The 16,411-nt window shown below is 62.9% G+C and carries 13 protein-coding genes; 8 read left to right on the top strand and 5 right to left on the bottom strand.

Annotated features, from left to right (window positions below; genetic code table 11):
• Position 1: 1 nt before the first annotated feature.
• Positions 2-1,375 carry a ClC family H(+)/Cl(-) exchange transporter gene (locus KJJ24_RS12100; protein WP_214339033.1) on the top strand — a complete coding sequence of 458 codons (1,374 nt, stop codon included), beginning with the start codon at positions 2-4 and terminating at the stop codon, positions 1,373-1,375.
• 15 nt (positions 1,376-1,390) lie between these two features.
• Here the strand turns inward: KJJ24_RS12100 and KJJ24_RS12095 are convergent, their stop codons facing one another.
• The gene (locus KJJ24_RS12095) at positions 1,391-2,344 is read right to left on the bottom strand and encodes a hypothetical protein (protein WP_214339030.1); all 954 of its coding nucleotides are present in this window, start codon (positions 2,342-2,344) and stop codon (positions 1,391-1,393) included.
• 379 nt (positions 2,345-2,723) lie between these two features.
• On the opposite strand from KJJ24_RS12095, the gene KJJ24_RS12090 reads away from it, so the two are divergent.
• Together KJJ24_RS12090 and KJJ24_RS12085 are read left to right on the top strand one after the other, a co-directional pair.
• The gene (locus tag KJJ24_RS12090) at positions 2,724-4,445 is read left to right on the top strand and encodes a hypothetical protein (RefSeq protein WP_214339026.1); all 1,722 of its coding nucleotides are present in this window, start codon (positions 2,724-2,726) and stop codon (positions 4,443-4,445) included.
• A gap of 104 nt (positions 4,446-4,549) precedes the next feature.
• Positions 4,550-6,100: a radical SAM protein gene (locus KJJ24_RS12085; RefSeq protein WP_214343645.1), complete on the top strand. Its 1,551-nt coding sequence runs from the start codon at positions 4,550-4,552 to the stop codon at positions 6,098-6,100.
• Here the strand turns inward: KJJ24_RS12085 and KJJ24_RS12080 are convergent.
• Positions 6,072-7,397, bottom strand: coding sequence for an O-antigen ligase (locus KJJ24_RS12080; RefSeq protein WP_250544771.1), 1,326 nt, complete (start codon positions 7,395-7,397; stop codon positions 6,072-6,074). The two genes, KJJ24_RS12085 and KJJ24_RS12080, sit on opposite strands and share 29 nt — an antisense overlap.
• Entirely contained in the window at positions 7,394-8,266 is an 873-nt protein-coding gene (purU, locus tag KJJ24_RS12075; protein ID WP_214339023.1) for a formyltetrahydrofolate deformylase, read from the bottom strand. Before purU ends, KJJ24_RS12080 begins: the two co-directional genes overlap by 4 nt.
• Positions 8,267-8,411: 145 nt before the next feature.
• On the opposite strand from purU, the gene psbQ reads away from it, so the two are divergent.
• The 3 genes from psbQ to pstS all read left to right on the top strand — a co-directional run bounded on the left by psbQ (position 8,412) and on the right by pstS (position 11,119).
• On the top strand, positions 8,412-8,903 hold the full coding sequence (gene psbQ / locus KJJ24_RS12070; protein WP_250544769.1) for a photosystem II protein PsbQ: 492 nt from the start codon (positions 8,412-8,414) through the stop codon (positions 8,901-8,903).
• A gap of 80 nt (positions 8,904-8,983) precedes the next feature.
• Positions 8,984-10,045, top strand: coding sequence for an FAD-binding oxidoreductase (locus KJJ24_RS12065; RefSeq protein ID WP_214339018.1), 1,062 nt, complete (start codon positions 8,984-8,986; stop codon positions 10,043-10,045).
• 75 nt (positions 10,046-10,120) lie between these two features.
• Positions 10,121-11,119: a phosphate ABC transporter substrate-binding protein PstS gene (gene pstS, locus KJJ24_RS12060; RefSeq protein ID WP_214339016.1), complete on the top strand. Its 999-nt coding sequence runs from the start codon at positions 10,121-10,123 to the stop codon at positions 11,117-11,119.
• 86 nt (positions 11,120-11,205) lie between these two features.
• Here pstS and KJJ24_RS12055 read toward each other — a convergent pair whose 3' ends face one another.
• Both KJJ24_RS12055 and dnaK read right to left on the bottom strand, forming a co-directional pair.
• Complete coding sequence (locus KJJ24_RS12055) at positions 11,206-12,852, bottom strand: iron uptake porin (RefSeq protein WP_250544757.1); 1,647 nt, start codon at positions 12,850-12,852, stop codon at positions 11,206-11,208.
• A gap of 158 nt (positions 12,853-13,010) precedes the next feature.
• Positions 13,011-14,912: a molecular chaperone DnaK gene (dnaK, locus tag KJJ24_RS12050; protein WP_214339015.1), complete on the bottom strand. Its 1,902-nt coding sequence runs from the start codon at positions 14,910-14,912 to the stop codon at positions 13,011-13,013.
• Positions 14,913-14,965: 53 nt separating this feature from the next.
• Between dnaK and KJJ24_RS12045 the strand changes: the two genes are divergently transcribed.
• Positions 14,966-15,895, top strand: a complete 930-nt coding sequence (locus KJJ24_RS12045; protein WP_214339014.1) for a shikimate dehydrogenase — start codon at positions 14,966-14,968, stop codon at positions 15,893-15,895.
• 25 nt (positions 15,896-15,920) lie between these two features.
• A complete protein-coding gene (locus tag KJJ24_RS12040; RefSeq protein ID WP_214339013.1) occupies positions 15,921-16,382 on the top strand; it encodes a Tic20 family protein in 462 nt (153 codons plus the stop codon).
• Positions 16,383-16,411: the final 29 nt, after the last annotated feature.

Below are 16,411 nucleotides of genomic sequence, written 5' to 3'. Positions count from 1 at the left end.
GTTGATCGGTGAACGAGTCTCGCTGCACCCCCAGAGCTGGAGGGCGAGCCGCAATCTCGAGCGTCTGATCGAGCAGCGCTGGCCCGCGGTGGTGATCACGTTGGTGGTCACCTCCCTGGGGGCAGCTGTGACCGGTCTTCTGTTCAAAACAGGCGTGGGCTGGCTCGGCAGCTGGCGGCTGCGCCTGCTGGAGATCGCCAGCCCATGGCTCGTGTTGCCGCTGCTGGGGGCTATAGGCGGAGCGCTCTCGGGCCTGCTCGTGCAACAGCTGGCACCCGCTGCAGCCGGGTCCGGCATCCCGCACGTGATGCGTTTCCTCAGCCGTCAGCGCGTGCCGATGCAGCTGCGGGTGGCCGTCGTGAAACTGGTGGCGGGCATCCTGGCCATCGGTAGCGGCTTCCCGCTTGGGCCAGAGGGCCCCTCGGTGCAGATGGGCAGCTCGGTGGGCTGGCAGATGGCCCGCTGGTTCAAGGCGCCGCCCTCGCTGATGCGCGTGATCGTGGCCGCCGGCGGCGGCGCCGGCATCGCAGCTGTGTTCAACGCACCGCTCGGTGGCTTTTTTTATGCCATCGAAGAACTGCTACGGCAAGCAGGCCCGGTGCTGCTGCTACTCGTGTTCAGCACCGCCTTCCTCGGCAGCTTCTGGGCCGATCTGATGGGTCTGGCGGGGATGGGCAGCAAAGCCGCGGGCATCGAGAACGGCGGCTTCCAGCTGATCAGCGAATACAGCCCCGACCTGAGCTTCGCCCCCCGCGATCTGATTTACCTGGTGGTGCTGGGGGCTGCAGTGGCACTGCTAGCTGAGCTCTACAGCCGCTATGTGGTGGGGATGCAGCGGCTGGGTGTGCGCTGGCTGCCCGACCAACTGGTGCTGCGCATGATGATCGGCGGCCTGTTGATCGGCCTGGTGTACGCCGCCCTACCCGCCGATTTCCGCAACACCGCCGCCCTGCAACACGTGATTGCCGATGGTCACGTTGAGGTGAGCAAAGCTGTCGGCATCTTTGCGCTGTTGTTCTTCGGCACCGGCCTGGCGGCCTCCACCGGCGCCCCCGGCGGCCTGTTCGCTCCGATGCTCACCCTGGGAGGCTCCATCGGCCTGGTGGCTGCAGGCTGGGCGGAGGTCACCACCGGCCACGCCCCCAGCACCTTCGTGTTCGCCGGCATGGCCGCCTTCATCGCCGCCTGCGCACGTTCACCGATCACAGCGGTGTTCTTGGTGTTCGCCCTCACCAAAAACCTCTTGATCCTGAAGCCACTACTGGTCTGCGCCGTCGCCAGCACCGTGATGGCGAGCATCCTGCACGAGCAATCGATCTACAAACGCCAGCTGAAGCTGATGGGCACCCTCAAGCCCGTGCTTCCAACGCACTGAACGCAGCCCCGGCCGTCAGATCAGCAGTGGTTGGGCAACAAAATCCAAGGGTGTGAGGCCGCCGTTGCCATCGGGATAGTTCGCGAAGCCCACGGTGACCTGGCGAAACTGTGAGTTCGCCGTGCTGATCACACTCGCCTCCCCATCGCTACTGCGGGTCACCTTCAGATCGCGCCAATTGGCCTCGGGTTTGAAATCATCACGCTTGTTGCGCTTCACCGTAACGACAGAAGCGATCGCTGCATCACCCTTGCGGTTCAACGCCACGCTGGTGGCGGGCAAGCGGTAGGCGCCCCTCTTCGTGCGATAGATGCCCTCAAAATGGCTGATCAGATCAGTGCGATCTCGGTTGCGATAGGCAAAGCTGGTGTAGTTACTGAAGCGGCCCGTAACGCTGTCGTAATCAATCAGATAGGCCTCACCCGAATCCACACGACTGTTGCCGCGCTTGAGCCGCTCACCCGAGCCGCCAGCAATGGTGTAGGTGCCATCTTCATTATCCCAGATGCCATAAGCAGTGTGGGTCACCAATGGATCACGTTGCCCCGGGTAGCGGATTGGAGTCTGCAGGCCGGTCTCGAGATCCACGATGAAGGCCGTTGAACTCAAGCTGAAGTAACCGGTGAGATCATCCACATCAGCGTTGTCGGTATTACCCACCGCCAACCCACCATCCACCGAGTGCACAAAGGTGTAAGTGCCGGACGTGCCCAACTGCGTGATGCCCTGCACACTCCGCCATCCATCCGCACTGGAACCGTCCACGGCACCGGTATAGGTAAAACCAACAATGGCGGGGTCCTCAGGCGTAGGGCTTGATCCGTTGAGATTGCGGGTGTAGGCGCCCACCAAGAGATAGGTGCCCGGGAGATCGCCACCTTTCAGCCCCTGAAGGTACGTCACCACTTCAGAGCTATTGCCAGGATTGTATTGAAAGGGTGAGGTGTACTGAAGGCGACGACCAGGCATGCGATCAGGAGCAAGAGTCCTTTCAAAGGGCTAGAGATGCTTCGCGAAGCAAGCAATATCAAACGCTTGCATGCGAAGAAAGAGACACAAAACGCGGCAAAAGCTCTACAGCCCTAATGCAATCAGATCTTTTCTCAATCCAACCTCAAGGCCGGTGGCCGCAGACTGGGCAGAGGTCACCACCGGCCACGCCCCCAGCACTTTCATCACCGCCTGCGCACATTCAGCAATCACAGCGATGGCCTTGGTATTCGCCCTCACCAAAAACCTGTTGATCCTCAAACCGCTACTGATAGGCCCCATGGCACCAACAAGCAACGGCCCATGACAGCCCAACATCGCGTGGCTAGCCTTTAGGAATCACCGCAAAGGCAGGGCCATGGGCCTCTCGCAAAAGCAGCAATACGACGTCACCCTCAATTTCTCCCGAGTTGCCAAGCCTGGCAATCCCTCCATCGGCATCAAAGGCTTTGAGGATCCGAGCAAAGCCACCGTGCCAGCCAGCAATCCTGGGGGCAGCGGCAGCACGAGCGATGAACCAAGCACAGTGGGCAATTACCAGCAGCTCGGCGCCGTTCCCTACGCCTTCGAGATCGGCCAATACGAAATCACAGCGAAGCAATATGTGACCTTCCTGAATGCCGTTGATCCAGACGGCTCCAACGAACAACTCCCCTGGACAGGCATCACCCTCTACAACAACCGCTTTTCACCCATTGAAAATCCCTACCAAGGGCAAATCATCCAGCTCAAGCACGCCAAAGATGGCCAGCACTATGCGCTAGCAGATGAGAACTGGGCCGACAAGCCAATGATGTGGGCGAATATGTTTCAATATCTCTATTTCGTGAACGCCCTCAGCAACGGCAAGGTGGTCGCCGAAAAAGGCAACAAAGCCAAAAGCCCAGAAGGATTTAACGTAAAACTCTCTACCAAATATGTTCGCTTTTCAGACGATATCCTGACGGGCGCGTACAACCTTAACGACTACAACTATGCCTACGCCCAGCGGCAGAACACAAACGGCTTCGTTTTACCCAGCGAAAACGAATGGACAAAAGCCGCTTATTATGCCAGCTCGAAAACGAACAATGGCACGCCCTACTACTACTATCCAACCAGCAGCAATCAAGCTCCTGAACCGCTGACATCTGCCTACTGGGCCTCCAGCAACAGTCAACCCTCGAGCGGGGTCAATGTGAACAACAAGGGCGAGGTTGTCAACAAAAAGCTGTCGCAATCAACGATCAACTCAAAAGGCTACGCCAACTACGACAGCCGCGTGTTCTGGGCACCGACCGACACCTCAATCGATGCGAGCAGCAACGGCAAAGCCAATGTGACCAATGTGGGCGGCGCCGCCACGCCATCACCCTGGCTCACCTACGACCAGGGCGGCAATCTCGTGGAGTACACCGACACGGTGACCGCAGCGATCCAGGCACCAGATTCAGAAAACAAAGAGAATGTTCCGGTCTACTTCAAAGTGCATGGCGGCATTGCCAACGCCAAGGAATATCAGCTCTGGATCACAGCCACGGGAACCAGCAACCCCTATGGCCAGGTATTGGGTTCGATGTATCAATACGGAGGAGCCCGTGTGGGCTTCATCCCCGGAGACAACAAACAGACCAAGAAGCGCTCTGCCGAAGCCTCATCGCTGGCCGACCCACTCACCGGCCAACGGGTTGTGACCCGAATTGATTCGGGCACCACCTACGACACCTTCTACACAACCGACACGGCTGAAGCCATCGACACCCTGAAGGATGACCAGGGCTATATCTTCCTAGCCGCTTCTTTCCGGGGCCTGAAGGCGAACAACAAAAATGCCGTTGATGTGTACAGCCTGTTCCACACACCCACGCAAACGCACTACTACACCACCAGCTCTGCCGAACGCGATCAATTAATCAGCAGCGGCAACTACAGCGGTGGGGATCTGGGCTTCCGTGCTCTTGCCCCCAGCACCGGCTCCACTGATTTCGTGCGCTACTTCAACAGCAGCACCGGCGCCTATGGCTTCTCAGCCGCCGCCGGGGACGAACAATTTTTCACCTCCCGCGGCTACGCGATCGATGGTGTGGCCTGGAGCATCTGAGCGAGGCCGGGTGAGAGCCTGGTGCGATCGCGCCCAGGCCAACCCTGAACCAGGAAACCCTGCTGTTTGAACCCGCCCAGCCGGAGGCGGGTGCGTTGCGGGCGGTGCTGGCCTTCCCCAGCACCTACACAGTGGGGATCACCAGCCTCGGCTACCAGGTGGTGTGGGCCACCCTGGCCCGCCGCTCCGATGTGGATGTGCGGCGCCTGTTCACCGACCAGGGCGACCCAGCTCACCGCTACTGCGATCTGTTCGGCCTGTCGCTGAGCTGGGAGCTGGATGGACCGGTGCTGCTGGATCTGCTCGAGCAGCAGCGCATCCCTCTTTGGGCAGCCGAGCGGGGGGATCGGGACCCAATCGTGTTCGGCGGCGGCCCGGTGCTCACCGCCAACCCCGAACCACTGGCACCGTTTTTCGACGTGGTGCTGCTCGGTGACGGGGAGCTGCTGCTGCCCGCCTTCATCGACGCCCTGCAGGCATGTCGCGAAGCCCCTCGACCCGAACGGCTGCGGCGGCTGGCCCAGGTGCCGGGTGTGTATGTGCCGGCGCTCTATGCCCCCCGCTACGGCGCAGATGGGGAGCTGTTGGCGGTTGAGCCCACCGAAGCAGGCATCCCGGCTACGGCGGCCAAGCAAACCTGGCGCGGCAACACCCTCAGCCATTCCACGGTGATCACACCGGAGGCGGCATGGCCTGATATCCACATGGTGGAGGTGGTGCGCAGCTGCCCAGAGCTCTGCCGCTTCTGCCTCGCGAGCTACCTCACGCTGCCCTTTCGCACCCCAAGCCTTGATGACGGCCTAATCCCTGCGGTGGAAAAGGGTCTCACCGCCACACAGCGCCTCGGGCTGCTGGGGGCATCGGTGACCCAGCACCCTCAGTTCGCCGATCTCTTGCAGTGGCTGGATGGCGATCGCTTCGAGGGCACGCGGGTGAGCGTGAGCTCGGTGCGGGCCGCCACGGTGACGCCCGAGCTGGGGCGGATCCTGGCCAAACGGGGCAGCAAATCGCTCACGATCGCGATCGAGAGCGGCAGCGAGCGCATGCGTGAGGTGGTGAACAAGAAGCTGGCCACCGAGGAGATCTATGCAGCCGCCCGCTACGCCAAAGAAGGTGGCCTCAGCGGCCTGAAGCTTTACGGAATGGTGGGGCTGCCGAGCGAAGCAGAGGCCGATGTGGAGGCCACCGCCGAGCTGCTGCTGGCCCTAAAAAAAGCCACTCCCGGGCTGCGGCTGTCGCTCGGGGTCAGCACGTTTGTGCCCAAGGCCCACACGCCCTTTCAGTGGCAAGGAGTCCGCGTTGAAGCCGAGAAGCGGCTCAAGCTGCTGGCCAAGCGGCTCAAGCCCAAGGGCATCGAATTGCGCCCCGAGAGCTACGGCTGGAGCGTGATCCAGGCCTTGCTCTCCCGCAGCGACCGCCGCCTAGCTCCGGTGATCGCTGCCGCCCGCGGCCGCCACGAAAGCCTGGGGGGGTGGAAGCAGGCTTATCGGGCCGTGCGGGAAAGCGAGGCCTCAGCCGAGGCACCACTACCGCCACCGTGGGAAGAGGTGATCCACGCCAACTGGGAACCGGGGCGGGTGCTGCCCTGGGAACACCTAGAGGGACCGTTGCCCAAAGCCACCCTGCTCAAACACCAGCACGAGGCCCTGGACTAGGGAACCAACAGCGCAGGCCCGCGAGCAGGATCCAGCCAGCGATGTTGATGCGGCTGTCGTAGATCGGAATGTCACTGGCATGGAGCATCGCCAGCACCAGCACCGCCGCCCACCAGGCCCGATCGAACACCGGGCCTTGCACCATGCCCTGGCGGGCACCGCGAATCAACAGCCAGAGCACCAAGCCCACCAGCAGCACCGCCGCCGGGAGGCCATGGCTGATGGCCAAGTCGAAAGCGATGTTGTGGGGATGCCCATGCCACCGGCCGGTGCGCAGGGGATAGATCACGCTGAAGGCCGCCGCGCCCCAGCCCAGCCAGGGGCGCTCAGCGATCAAGCCTGCCGCCACGCTCCATTGGGTGATCCGCAGCGAAGCCCACTTGCGCTGGCTGTGGTGATTGAGGTCGTTGAGGCGGCCCCAGATCGATTGGGGCACCAAGGCACGCGCAGGATCCTGCAAGAGGGCAGGGATACCGGGCAAGGTGGCTAGGGCCACCGGTAGCAGGGTCAGCAGCAGCAAGGGCAACAACCACAACCAACTGGCAGGACCAGCCACCAGGGGCACCGCCAGCAGCATCGCCCCCCAGGCATTGCGGGAATCGGTGAGATAAAGGGCCCCCACCTGTACCGCCGCCAAAGCCAGCACCACCCATAGGCGCCAGCTGCTTCCGGCGGCACGGTCGCGCCAGCGCCGCCAACAAGCCAGCAGCGCCGCCAACAGCAGCGGCCAGGTCAGCGACAACCAGGCAGCCGTGATGTTGGCGTAATCGAACAGGCCCGAGAGCCTCCCGCGGGGGTTCCCCCCCTGCTTGAGGTGCCAGATCACGGCCCCGCCAAGCATCTGCCAGGGTCCATGCCAGCCCAACCACAGCTGGCCCAGACCGGTCACCAGCACCGGCACCGTGCCCGCCACGAGGGCCAGGGCAGCGCGGCGACGCCCTGGAGAATCCGCCAGATAGGGCTGGAAGCCCCAAAAGGCCCAGAAGAAAGGCAACCAATTGAACAGCCCCAACCAGGCCAACGAGGGTGGATACGCCGGTAGAGCCGAAACACGCAGGCTGGCGGCGGCGGCTCCCAGCACCATCAAGCCAGCGATCAGAGCCAGCACACCGTTCACCCGGTCGTGCCACCAGGGGCTGCGGCGACGACTGCCCTGGATCAGGGCCACCAACAGCAACAAGCCTGCAAAGAGGGCGCTGGAGGGCAGCACGAACACACCCAGCTGGAAACATCGCCAGCCGAGGCGATCGGCCTGGAGCGGCCGCTGGCCGTCGAGCCGTTGAAGCAGAGCCTTCACTCAAACACCGCCGTGCGGCCGCGATACACCATCACCTGGCGTTTGAGATGCAGCCGCACCGCCCTGGCCAGGGCGAGGCGCTCGGTGTCGCGCCCCTTGCGGATCAAATCATCCACTTCATCGCGATGGCCCACCGACACGGTGGACTGGGCAATGATCGGCCCCGCATCCAAGTGCTCGGTCACGTAGTGACCGGTGGCACCGATCAGCTTCACACCTCGCTCCCAAGCGCGGTGATAGGGCTGAGCCCCCATAAAGGCCGGCAGGAAGGAGTGGTGGATGTTGATCACCCGGTGAAAGGCATCCGGGGGATCAAAAGCCGCCAGGAAACGCGGAGTGAGCACCTGCATGTATTTGGCCAGGATCACCAGCTCAATCCCGTGCTCCGCCAGCAACTCCAGCTGCCGGGCTTCCGCCTCCTCGCGGTTGGCGTTGCTGATCGGCACATGCTCGAAACGCGCGCCGAACTCTGCGGCGATGGATGCCAGATCCGGGTGGTTCGCGATCACCAGCGGCACCCGCATCGGCAGCTCACCGGTGCGTACGCGCCAGAGCAGATCCAGCAGGCAATGATCCTGCTTGCTCACGAAGATGGCCACGGCGGGCTTCTCATCCGAGAAGGTCACCTTCTGCTCCCCGCGCAACCGCTCAGCCAGAGCCACCGCCGCAGGTGCGATCGCCTCGCGGGGCAAGCCGAAGCCCTCCAGCTGCCACTCGATGCGGCTCAGAAACAACCCGGCGCCTTGGTCGCTGTGGTGATCGGCATGCACGATGTTGCCGCCGTTGCCTGCCACCCACCCGGAGAGCTCCCGCACCAGACCGGGCTGGTCCGGGCAGATCATCTGAAGGATGGCCGTGGCAGCCGTCATGGCGAGGCGGGGCGCTGCCCTGAAACCATGGATTCTGCCGGCCGGTTGCTCACAGCCGGTTGCAGGTCGCGCCACAAGCGCTCCTGGGCCAAAACCCCTGGGTAAAGTCCCGCAATCAAGCTCCGATTCCATGGCTGCTCAGTCGATGTCCGCGCTGATCACCCGTTTGTCATCCACCCTGCGCAGCCTTGCCCTCGTAGCCCTGGCTCTGGTGCTGAGCTTCGGCCTCACCGCCTGCAGTGGCGGCAAGGCCAAGGCCCCCACCCTCAGCGCTGAAGACATCGCGGTGATCGAACGCCAAGCCGAAGGCTTTTTGTCGGCCCGCAACCGCCTGCCTGAGCTGGCCACCCTGGTGAATGAGCGCGACTGGACCTTCACCCGCAACCTGATCCACGGCCCGATGCAGGAAGTGGGCCGCGAGATGCTCTACATCAACCAGCGCCTGCTGCCCGCCGAGCGCCCCGAAGCCAACAAGCGCGCTGACGCCCTCAAGGAAGCTCTGGCCGAGCTCGATGAAGCCGCCCGCCTGCAGGACGCCAACAACCTGAGCAAGGCCTACATCAAGGTGGCCAGCGGCTTTGGCCTCTATGCGCAGGTTCTGCCCGCCCAGGTGCAAGCTGATCTGAAGCAGGCCTGATTCAGCCTCCTCACATCATCAGTTCGATCGCAACGCCCACCCGCAGGCCCACGTCGATCTCTGTGATCGGTGCCGGCGTGGTGGGCCTTTCTGTGGCCTGGTGGCTCAGCGAACATGGCCATCGCGTGGCCCTGATCGATCCAGCCCTGGCCCAGGGGCAGTCGAGCGAGGCAGGCAGCAGCGCCGCCTTGGGCTTGTTGATGGCGCAGATCTTCAGGCGCAGCAGTGGCCGGGGCTGGCGGCTGCGCCAGCAATCGCTGGCGCTCTGGCACAGCTGGCGTGAACAACTCGAGCGCCGCGGCCATTCCATTCCGCTGCGGCCGGGGCTGCTGCAGCTGGCCGCCAACGCGCAGGAGTGGCAGGCGCAACAGGAGCTCGTGCAGCAGCGCCAGCGGCAGGGCCTGCCTCTGCGCCTGGTGCAGCAGCCGGAACTGGAAACCCTCAAGCCCGCACTGCCCGCCGCCGCGATGGGTGGCCTGCTCTCCCCAGACGACGGTCAGATCGATCCGATGCCAGCGATGGAGGCACTCTTGAGCGATGCCCGGCGACAGGGCCTAGACACGCTGGCTAAGCCCGTGCTGCGGATCGAGCGGAGCGGCGCCAGCGAAACCGAGCGCTGGTGTGTGCACACCAGCTCGGGCCAGAGGCGCCTCAGCCATTGGCTGGTGATCGCGGCAGGCCTGGGCAGCCCGGCGCTATTGGCACCCCTTGGCCACGCGCGCCCCCAGAGCCCCGTGCTCGGTCAAGCCCTGGAGCTGCAATTACCGGCCGACTGCAACGCAGAGCTCTGGCCTGGAAGCATCAGCTGGGGTGGCATCAATCTGGTGCCGAGGCCCAGTGGCCGGCTCTGGCTGGGGGCGACGGTGGAACCCGGCAACACCACAGGCTCACCCGAGGCGCTGGAGGAGCTGCTGCAGTTAGGCGGCCATGCCCCGGCCTGGCTGCAGCAGGCCGATGTGGTGCGGCACTGGCAGGGTTTGCGCGCCCGCCCCGACAACCGCCCGGCCCCACTGCTCGAAGCCCTGGAGCCAGGGCTACTGCTCACGAGCGGCCACTACCGCAATGGCGTGCTGCTGGCACCGGCCAGCGCGGCCTGGGTGCTGGAGCAGATCCAATCCTCGGAACCTTTACCTCGTCTTTAAGTCACAGTCTGATCTTGCACATAGGGTCAGTTCAGGGTCGCTACATCACGACCACCCGCGACTACATCTCTGCATATGCGCCGCACCACCACTGCACGTGTCGTCACCGGCCTAGCCGGCGTTGCCGCCAGTTTGAGCCTCGTGTCCTGCTCGATCGGGGGGGGCGGTGGCCCCAGCGGAAACCTCTCTGGTGCAGGCGCCTCGTTCCCAGCAGCCATTTATCAGCGCTGGTTCCAGGAGCTGGCCGAGCAGGGCGTGAAAGTGAACTACCAGTCGGTGGGCTCGGGAGCTGGCGTGCGCCAGTTCACGGCCGGCACCGTGGATTTCGGTGCATCCGATGCGCCGATGAAAGCTGAAGACATCGCCAAGGTGAGCCGCGGTGTGCTGCAGATCCCGATGACCGCCGGCGCCATTGCTGTGGCCTACAACAACCCCAGCTGTGATCTCAAGCTCAGCCAGCAGCAGCTCGCTGAGATTTTCCTGGGCAAGATCACCAACTACAGCCAGCTGGGCTGCGCTGATCAGAAGCTCACCGTGGTGCACCGCTCGGATGGCTCAGGCACTACTTACAACTTCACCAAGCATCTGGCCGCCATCTCAGATGCCTGGAACAACGGTCCCGGCAGCGCTAAAACCGTGGCCTGGCCCACCGGCGTTGGGGCTAAGGGCAATGAGGGCGTCGCCGCTCAGCTCAACCAGGTGGAAGGTGGCCTGGGCTATGTGGAAGCGGCCTATGTGAAGGGCAACCTTCAAGCTGCTGCCCTCACGAATGCATCCGGCGAGGTGGTGAAGCCCACCAGTGCCACCGAAAGCGAAGCACTGGGGTCAATCGATCTGGGCCCCGAGCTGATCGGCGGCAACCCCAACCCACTAAAGGGCTACCCGATCGTGACCTTCACCTGGATCCTGGCCTACAAAAACGGCAACGGCCCCAACACTGAACTGCTACGTAAGGCCTTCAATTTCATGCTCTCCGAGCAGGCCCAGGCCCAGGCTCCCGAGCTCGGGTACGTGACCATGCCCCCCGCCGTGATTGAGAAAGCCAAGGCTGCTGTATCACAGATCGGCGAATAATCAGCAGGAGCTCAGAGGCAGCGGAGCTCAAGCTCTTCAAAACAAGGGGGCTTGCGCCCCCTTTTCATTGCATCAGCACAAGACCATCAGAACTTAAAACTGGTTTTGATCAAGGCTGCGAAGTTATTGAACGTGCTATCCACACTGGATGATCCACGCCCACTGAGGGCACCATAAGGTCGACTGAGATAAAACACAGCCGGCGTCACAGAGATATTGTCAGTTACCTGAAACTTGTACCACCACTCCCAAGCATAATTGCCATCCGTAGCAGGAAGGTCAACGCCGCTGGTTACAAAGGTGGTTTGTCCTACACCCATTCCCAAAGCATTTCCCTTCACAAAAGCATCAAGCCACTGAAGGCCAATAGACCATGACTGCGTCACAGCATGATCATCGTAATTCGCCAACGTACGATTACCCAGTGAGTCAGGTGAACCCAATTCACGAGGTGCATAGCCGCTCGATGAGTTGCCTTGGCTCACATTCAAACCCCACCCCACGCTGATCGAAGGGATCCATCCACTCTCAGCAGGCTGCCAATAGGCACTCAGGCCCAATGAGCTTGTGCTATCTGCTGTAGCAGGAATGTAAGAAGCCATTGGCGTTCCCGCACCACCGTAAACCTGGCCATAATCAAACGGAGATGTGTAGGTGTAAGCAACAGCAGCACCCCACTGGTCTGCGGTATAACCGAGCTGAACGGTTCCCGTTTCATTGGAATAGCGAGTGCCGATACCCCCCTTATCACTCCCCCAGCCGCTGCTATTGCCAGCGTTCCCAGTGGCCGCCACATAGTTCACACTCAGACTCCAGCCATTCTTCTGATACCAGAGGCCTGCACCAGCTCCAAGATTGAGGCTGTAGGTACCAGGGGCACCACCACGCGTAAAGAAATCAAGCACCGTGTCAGCGGGGTACACACTTGGCCAAAGCGCCAACATGTCGTCCTGGCGAACCCGACCACCCACGGTGGCCGTCACATGCTCCCCGATTGGGAACTGATAAAAAAGACGATTAACGGCCAGCACGTTCTCACAGCTCAGGCCAGCGGCACATGCATCCTCTTGAAAGGCAACCTCCAGCTGCTGCTGATGATCACCATCACCAAAACCAGAACTTGCAAAGTTCCCCGCCCTCAAGGTGGTGCGCAGCAGATCTCTTCCTGTAAAGCTGGTATCAAAATTGAGACGAACATCATAGTTAAATGTCGTGGCACCCTCCTCAGTGCGGTACTGATCAACAGCCGCGCGATTACTGCCACCGAAGTTCATCGCACCAAGCACGAATGTGGCCGCACCTGAGAGCTTGGTGGTGGTGGAGAACTGGGTGGCTTCCAGTTCGCCCACTTTGGCCTCGAGGCCATCCACGCGGCCCTTCAGCACAGCGAGTTCCTTTTCGAACTCCTTCATCAGACGCTTCAGCTCGTCGGTCACGTCGGTGATCCGGTCGAGGCAAGCGTTCAACAAGGCGGCCGCTTCAAAGCGGGTCATTGCACGGTTGCCGCGGTAGGTGCCGTTGGGGTAGCCGGCCACACAGCCGTAGCGCTCGATCAGGTTGCCCAGAGCCTGATAAGCCCAGTCAGTGGGCTGCACGTCAGAGAACTGGGTGATCGATGTCACCTGCTCCAGGCTGTCGCGTGACGCAGTGAGGTTGTACTGGCTAACGCCAGAGATATTAAGATCAGCAGCGGATGCAGCCACAGGAGCCATCAGGCCCAGGGCAGCCGACATCGCAACGAAGACTCTCGATTCCGGCATGCCGCTTGGATGATTGCGCCCACGGTGAAGGGCGCGCAGCGGATGACAGAGCTCCGGGGCCAGCGCAGGAAGTGGGGCTGTCATGAAAAAACCCCGGCAGCTGCCGGGGTTGATGAGTCAGCGGGAATGGCTCACTTCGATTCAGTGAATTCGGCGTCGATCACGTCATCGCTGGCGGCGTCAGCGTTACCTGCACCGTTGCCGTCGGGAGCAGCGGCACCTTCAGCACCTGCGGCCTGCTGGTACACAGCCGCACCAGCGGCGTAGAGGGCCTGCTGCAGGGTTTCGAGCTCCGACTTCATGGTGTCGTAGTCCTCCTTCTCGATCGCCTCCTTGAGCTTGGCGGAGGAGGCCTCCACCTTGCTCTTGTCCTCGGCGCCCACCTTGTCGCCCAGTTCGCCCAACTGCTTCTCGGCCTGGTACACGAGGGTTTCGGCCTGGTTCTTCAGGTCGATGCGCTCGCGCTTGTCCTTGTCGGCGCTGGCGTTGGCTTCAGCGTCCTTCACCATCTTCTCCACCTCGTTGTCGCTGAGGGTGGAAGCACCGGTGATCGAGATGCTCTGCTCCTTGCCGCTGCCCTTGTCCTTGGCGGTCACGCTCAGGATGCCGTTGGCATCGATGTCGAAAGTCACTTCGATCTGAGGCACACCACGGGGGGCCGGGGGGATGCCATCGAGGCGGAAGGTTCCAAGCGACTTGTTGTCGCTGGCCATCTCGCGCTCGCCCTGCAGCACGTGGATTTCCACGTTGGTCTGCCCGTCGACAGCCGTGGAATACACCTCCGACTTCTTGGTGGGGATGGTGGTGTTGCGGGGAATCATCTTCGTCATCACACCGCCCAGGGTTTCCACGCCCAGGGACAGGGGGCTGACGTCGAGCAGCAGGATGTCCTTCACCTCACCGGCGAGCACACCGCCCTGAATGGCGGCGCCCACGGCCACCACCTCGTCGGGATTCACGGTCTGGTTGGGGTCTTTGCCGGTGACGCGCTTCACCAGCTCAAGCACCGCGGGGATCCGGGTGGAACCACCCACCATCACCACTTCGTCGAGCTCGGAGGAGGAGAGCTTGGCGTCTTTGAGGGCCTGCTCCACCGGCACGCGGCAGCGGTCGATCAGCTTGGAGGCCAGCTCCTCGAACTTGGCGCGGGTGAGGGTGAGATCGAGGTGCTTGGGGCCCTCGGGGGTGGCCGTGATGAACGGCAGGTTGATCTCGCTCTGGGTGGCGCTGGAGAGTTCAATCTTGGCTTTCTCAGCGGCCTCAGTCAGACGCTGCAGGGCCTGCTTGTCGGCACGCAGATCAATGCCTTCGTTGGCCTTGAACGTGTCGGCCAGGTGATCCACGATCACCTTGTCGAAATCGTCGCCGCCCAGGTGGGTGTCACCGGAGGTGGAGAGCACCTCGAACACGCCGTCGCCCACCTCGAGCACGGACACGTCGAAGGTGCCGCCGCCCAGGTCGAACACGAGGATGCGCTCGTTGCTCTTTTTGTCGAGGCCGTAGGCCAGTGCAGCCGCCGTGGGCTCGTTGATGATGCGCAGCACCTCGAGACCGGCGATCTTGCCGGCGTCCTTGGTGGCCTGGCGCTGGGAGTCGTTGAAGTAGGCGGGAACCGTGATCACCGCCTGGGTGACGGTTTCACCGAGATACTTGCCGGCGTCTTCAGCCAGCTTGCGCAGCACCTGGGCGCTCACCTCTTCAGGGGCGAACTGCTTGCCCAGAACCGGGCACTTCACCTTCACGTTGGAGCCAGCCTTTTCAACGCCGTAGCTCACTTCCTTCGATTCTTCGTTCACCTCGTCGACACGGCGGCCGATGAAGCGCTTCACCGAATAGAAGGTGTTCTCCGGGTTCATCACCGCCTGGCGCTTGGCGATCTGACCCACCAGCTGATCCTGGTTCTTGGTGTAGGCCACCACAGAGGGCGTGGTGCGGAAGCCCTCGGCATTGGCGATCACGGTGGGCTTGCCGCCCTCCATGACCGACACGCAGCTGTTGGTGGTGCCAAGGTCGATACCGACAACCTTGCCCATGGATGTCCTCTGAACTGGAGGCATCCTCAACAGCGGGCCCCTGCTGGGGCTAGGTGTGGTTGCCGAACAGCGCCCGACCCAGCGTGACCGGCTTCACCAGCATCCGCGGCACCACTGCCCTCGTGGGGGTGCTGGGCGAGCCAGTGCATCACTCGCTCTCACCGGTGATGCAAAACGCGGCGCTGCAGACCATGGGGCTCGACTGGGCCTTCCTGGCCCTACCCGCCCCCGCCGCTGAGCTGGCCGCCGTGGTGCGAGGCCTCGAAGCCATGAACTGCCGCGGCCTCAACGTCACCATCCCCCACAAGCAGGCCGTGGCCAAGCTCTGCCGCGAGCTCAGCCCCCTGGCCCAGCGACTGGGCGCCGTGAACACCCTGGTGCCCATCGCCGGTGGCGGCTGGCATGGCACCAACACCGATGTGGAGGGCTTCTGCGCACCGCTGCGACGCAGCGCCTCGAACTGGAGCGGCAAGCGGGCGGTAGTGCTGGGTTGCGGCGGTAGTGCCCGCGCCGTCGTGGCGGGCCTGGTGCAGCTGGGGTTCAACGACATTCAGCTGGCGGGGCGGCGACCGGAAGCCCTCGCCGCGTTTCTCGCCGACTGCCAGCCCTGGGCACCCCAGCTCCAGGCCCTGCCCTGGAGCAGCGATGGGCTGGCGCTGGCGGATGCGCTCAACCAAGCCAGCCTGGTGGTGAACACCACGCCGGTGGGCATGGCCTCGGCGAGCAACCCCCAGGCCGCGGAAGCCTGCCCCCTGAGCGATCGCCACCTCGCAGCTCTGCAGCCCAGTTGCTGGGTGTACGACATCATCTACACACCGCGCCCCACCCAACTACTGCAGCGGGCCGCCAGCCGAGGCTGCCGCAGCCTCGATGGGCTGGACATGCTGGTGGAGCAGGGCGCGGCAGCCCTGCGCCTCTGGAGCGGCCGCAACGATGTGCCGGTGGAGGTGATGCGCCAAGCACTGCTTGAGCAGCTGCCATAGCCTCAACAGCATTGGTGAGAGCGTGATGGGCGACATCCCTTGGTGGCAACGGTTACTGGCGCTGCTCGCCTACCTGCTGCCTTGGAGCGACGCCCTGCCCTTCGGCGAATCGCTCGACAACATCTTTCCCGCACTGCAGTGGCTGGTCGTGCCGGCGATCCCGCTGCTTCTGCTGGAGAACAGCGTGCCCTTCGGTGGTTTCCTGCTGTTCCTAGTGCTGTTCCTGGCCGTGGTACGCAACCCGCGTATCCCCTACTTCCTGCGCTTCAACGTGCTGCAGGCGATCCTGCTCGACATCGTGCTGGTGGTGCTGTCACTTGCCTTCCAGCTGCTGCGCCTGGGCAGCCTTGGCTTTGCCGGCCGCACCCTGGCCAACACGGTGTTTCTGGGGATGTTCGTGCTGCTCCTGTTCGCCGTGGTGCAGTGCATCCGGGGCAAGGAGGCCGATGTGCCGAGCCTCTCGGAAGCCGTGCGCATGCAGCTGTAGGGTGGACGATCCGCCGCTGGAGAGCAGGG

It is taken from the genome of Synechococcus sp. LA31 (genome assembly GCF_018502385.1).
Taxonomy (GTDB): Bacteria; Cyanobacteriota; Cyanobacteriia; order PCC-6307; family Cyanobiaceae; genus Vulcanococcus.
This window is presented reverse-complemented; position numbering and strand designations above follow the sequence as displayed.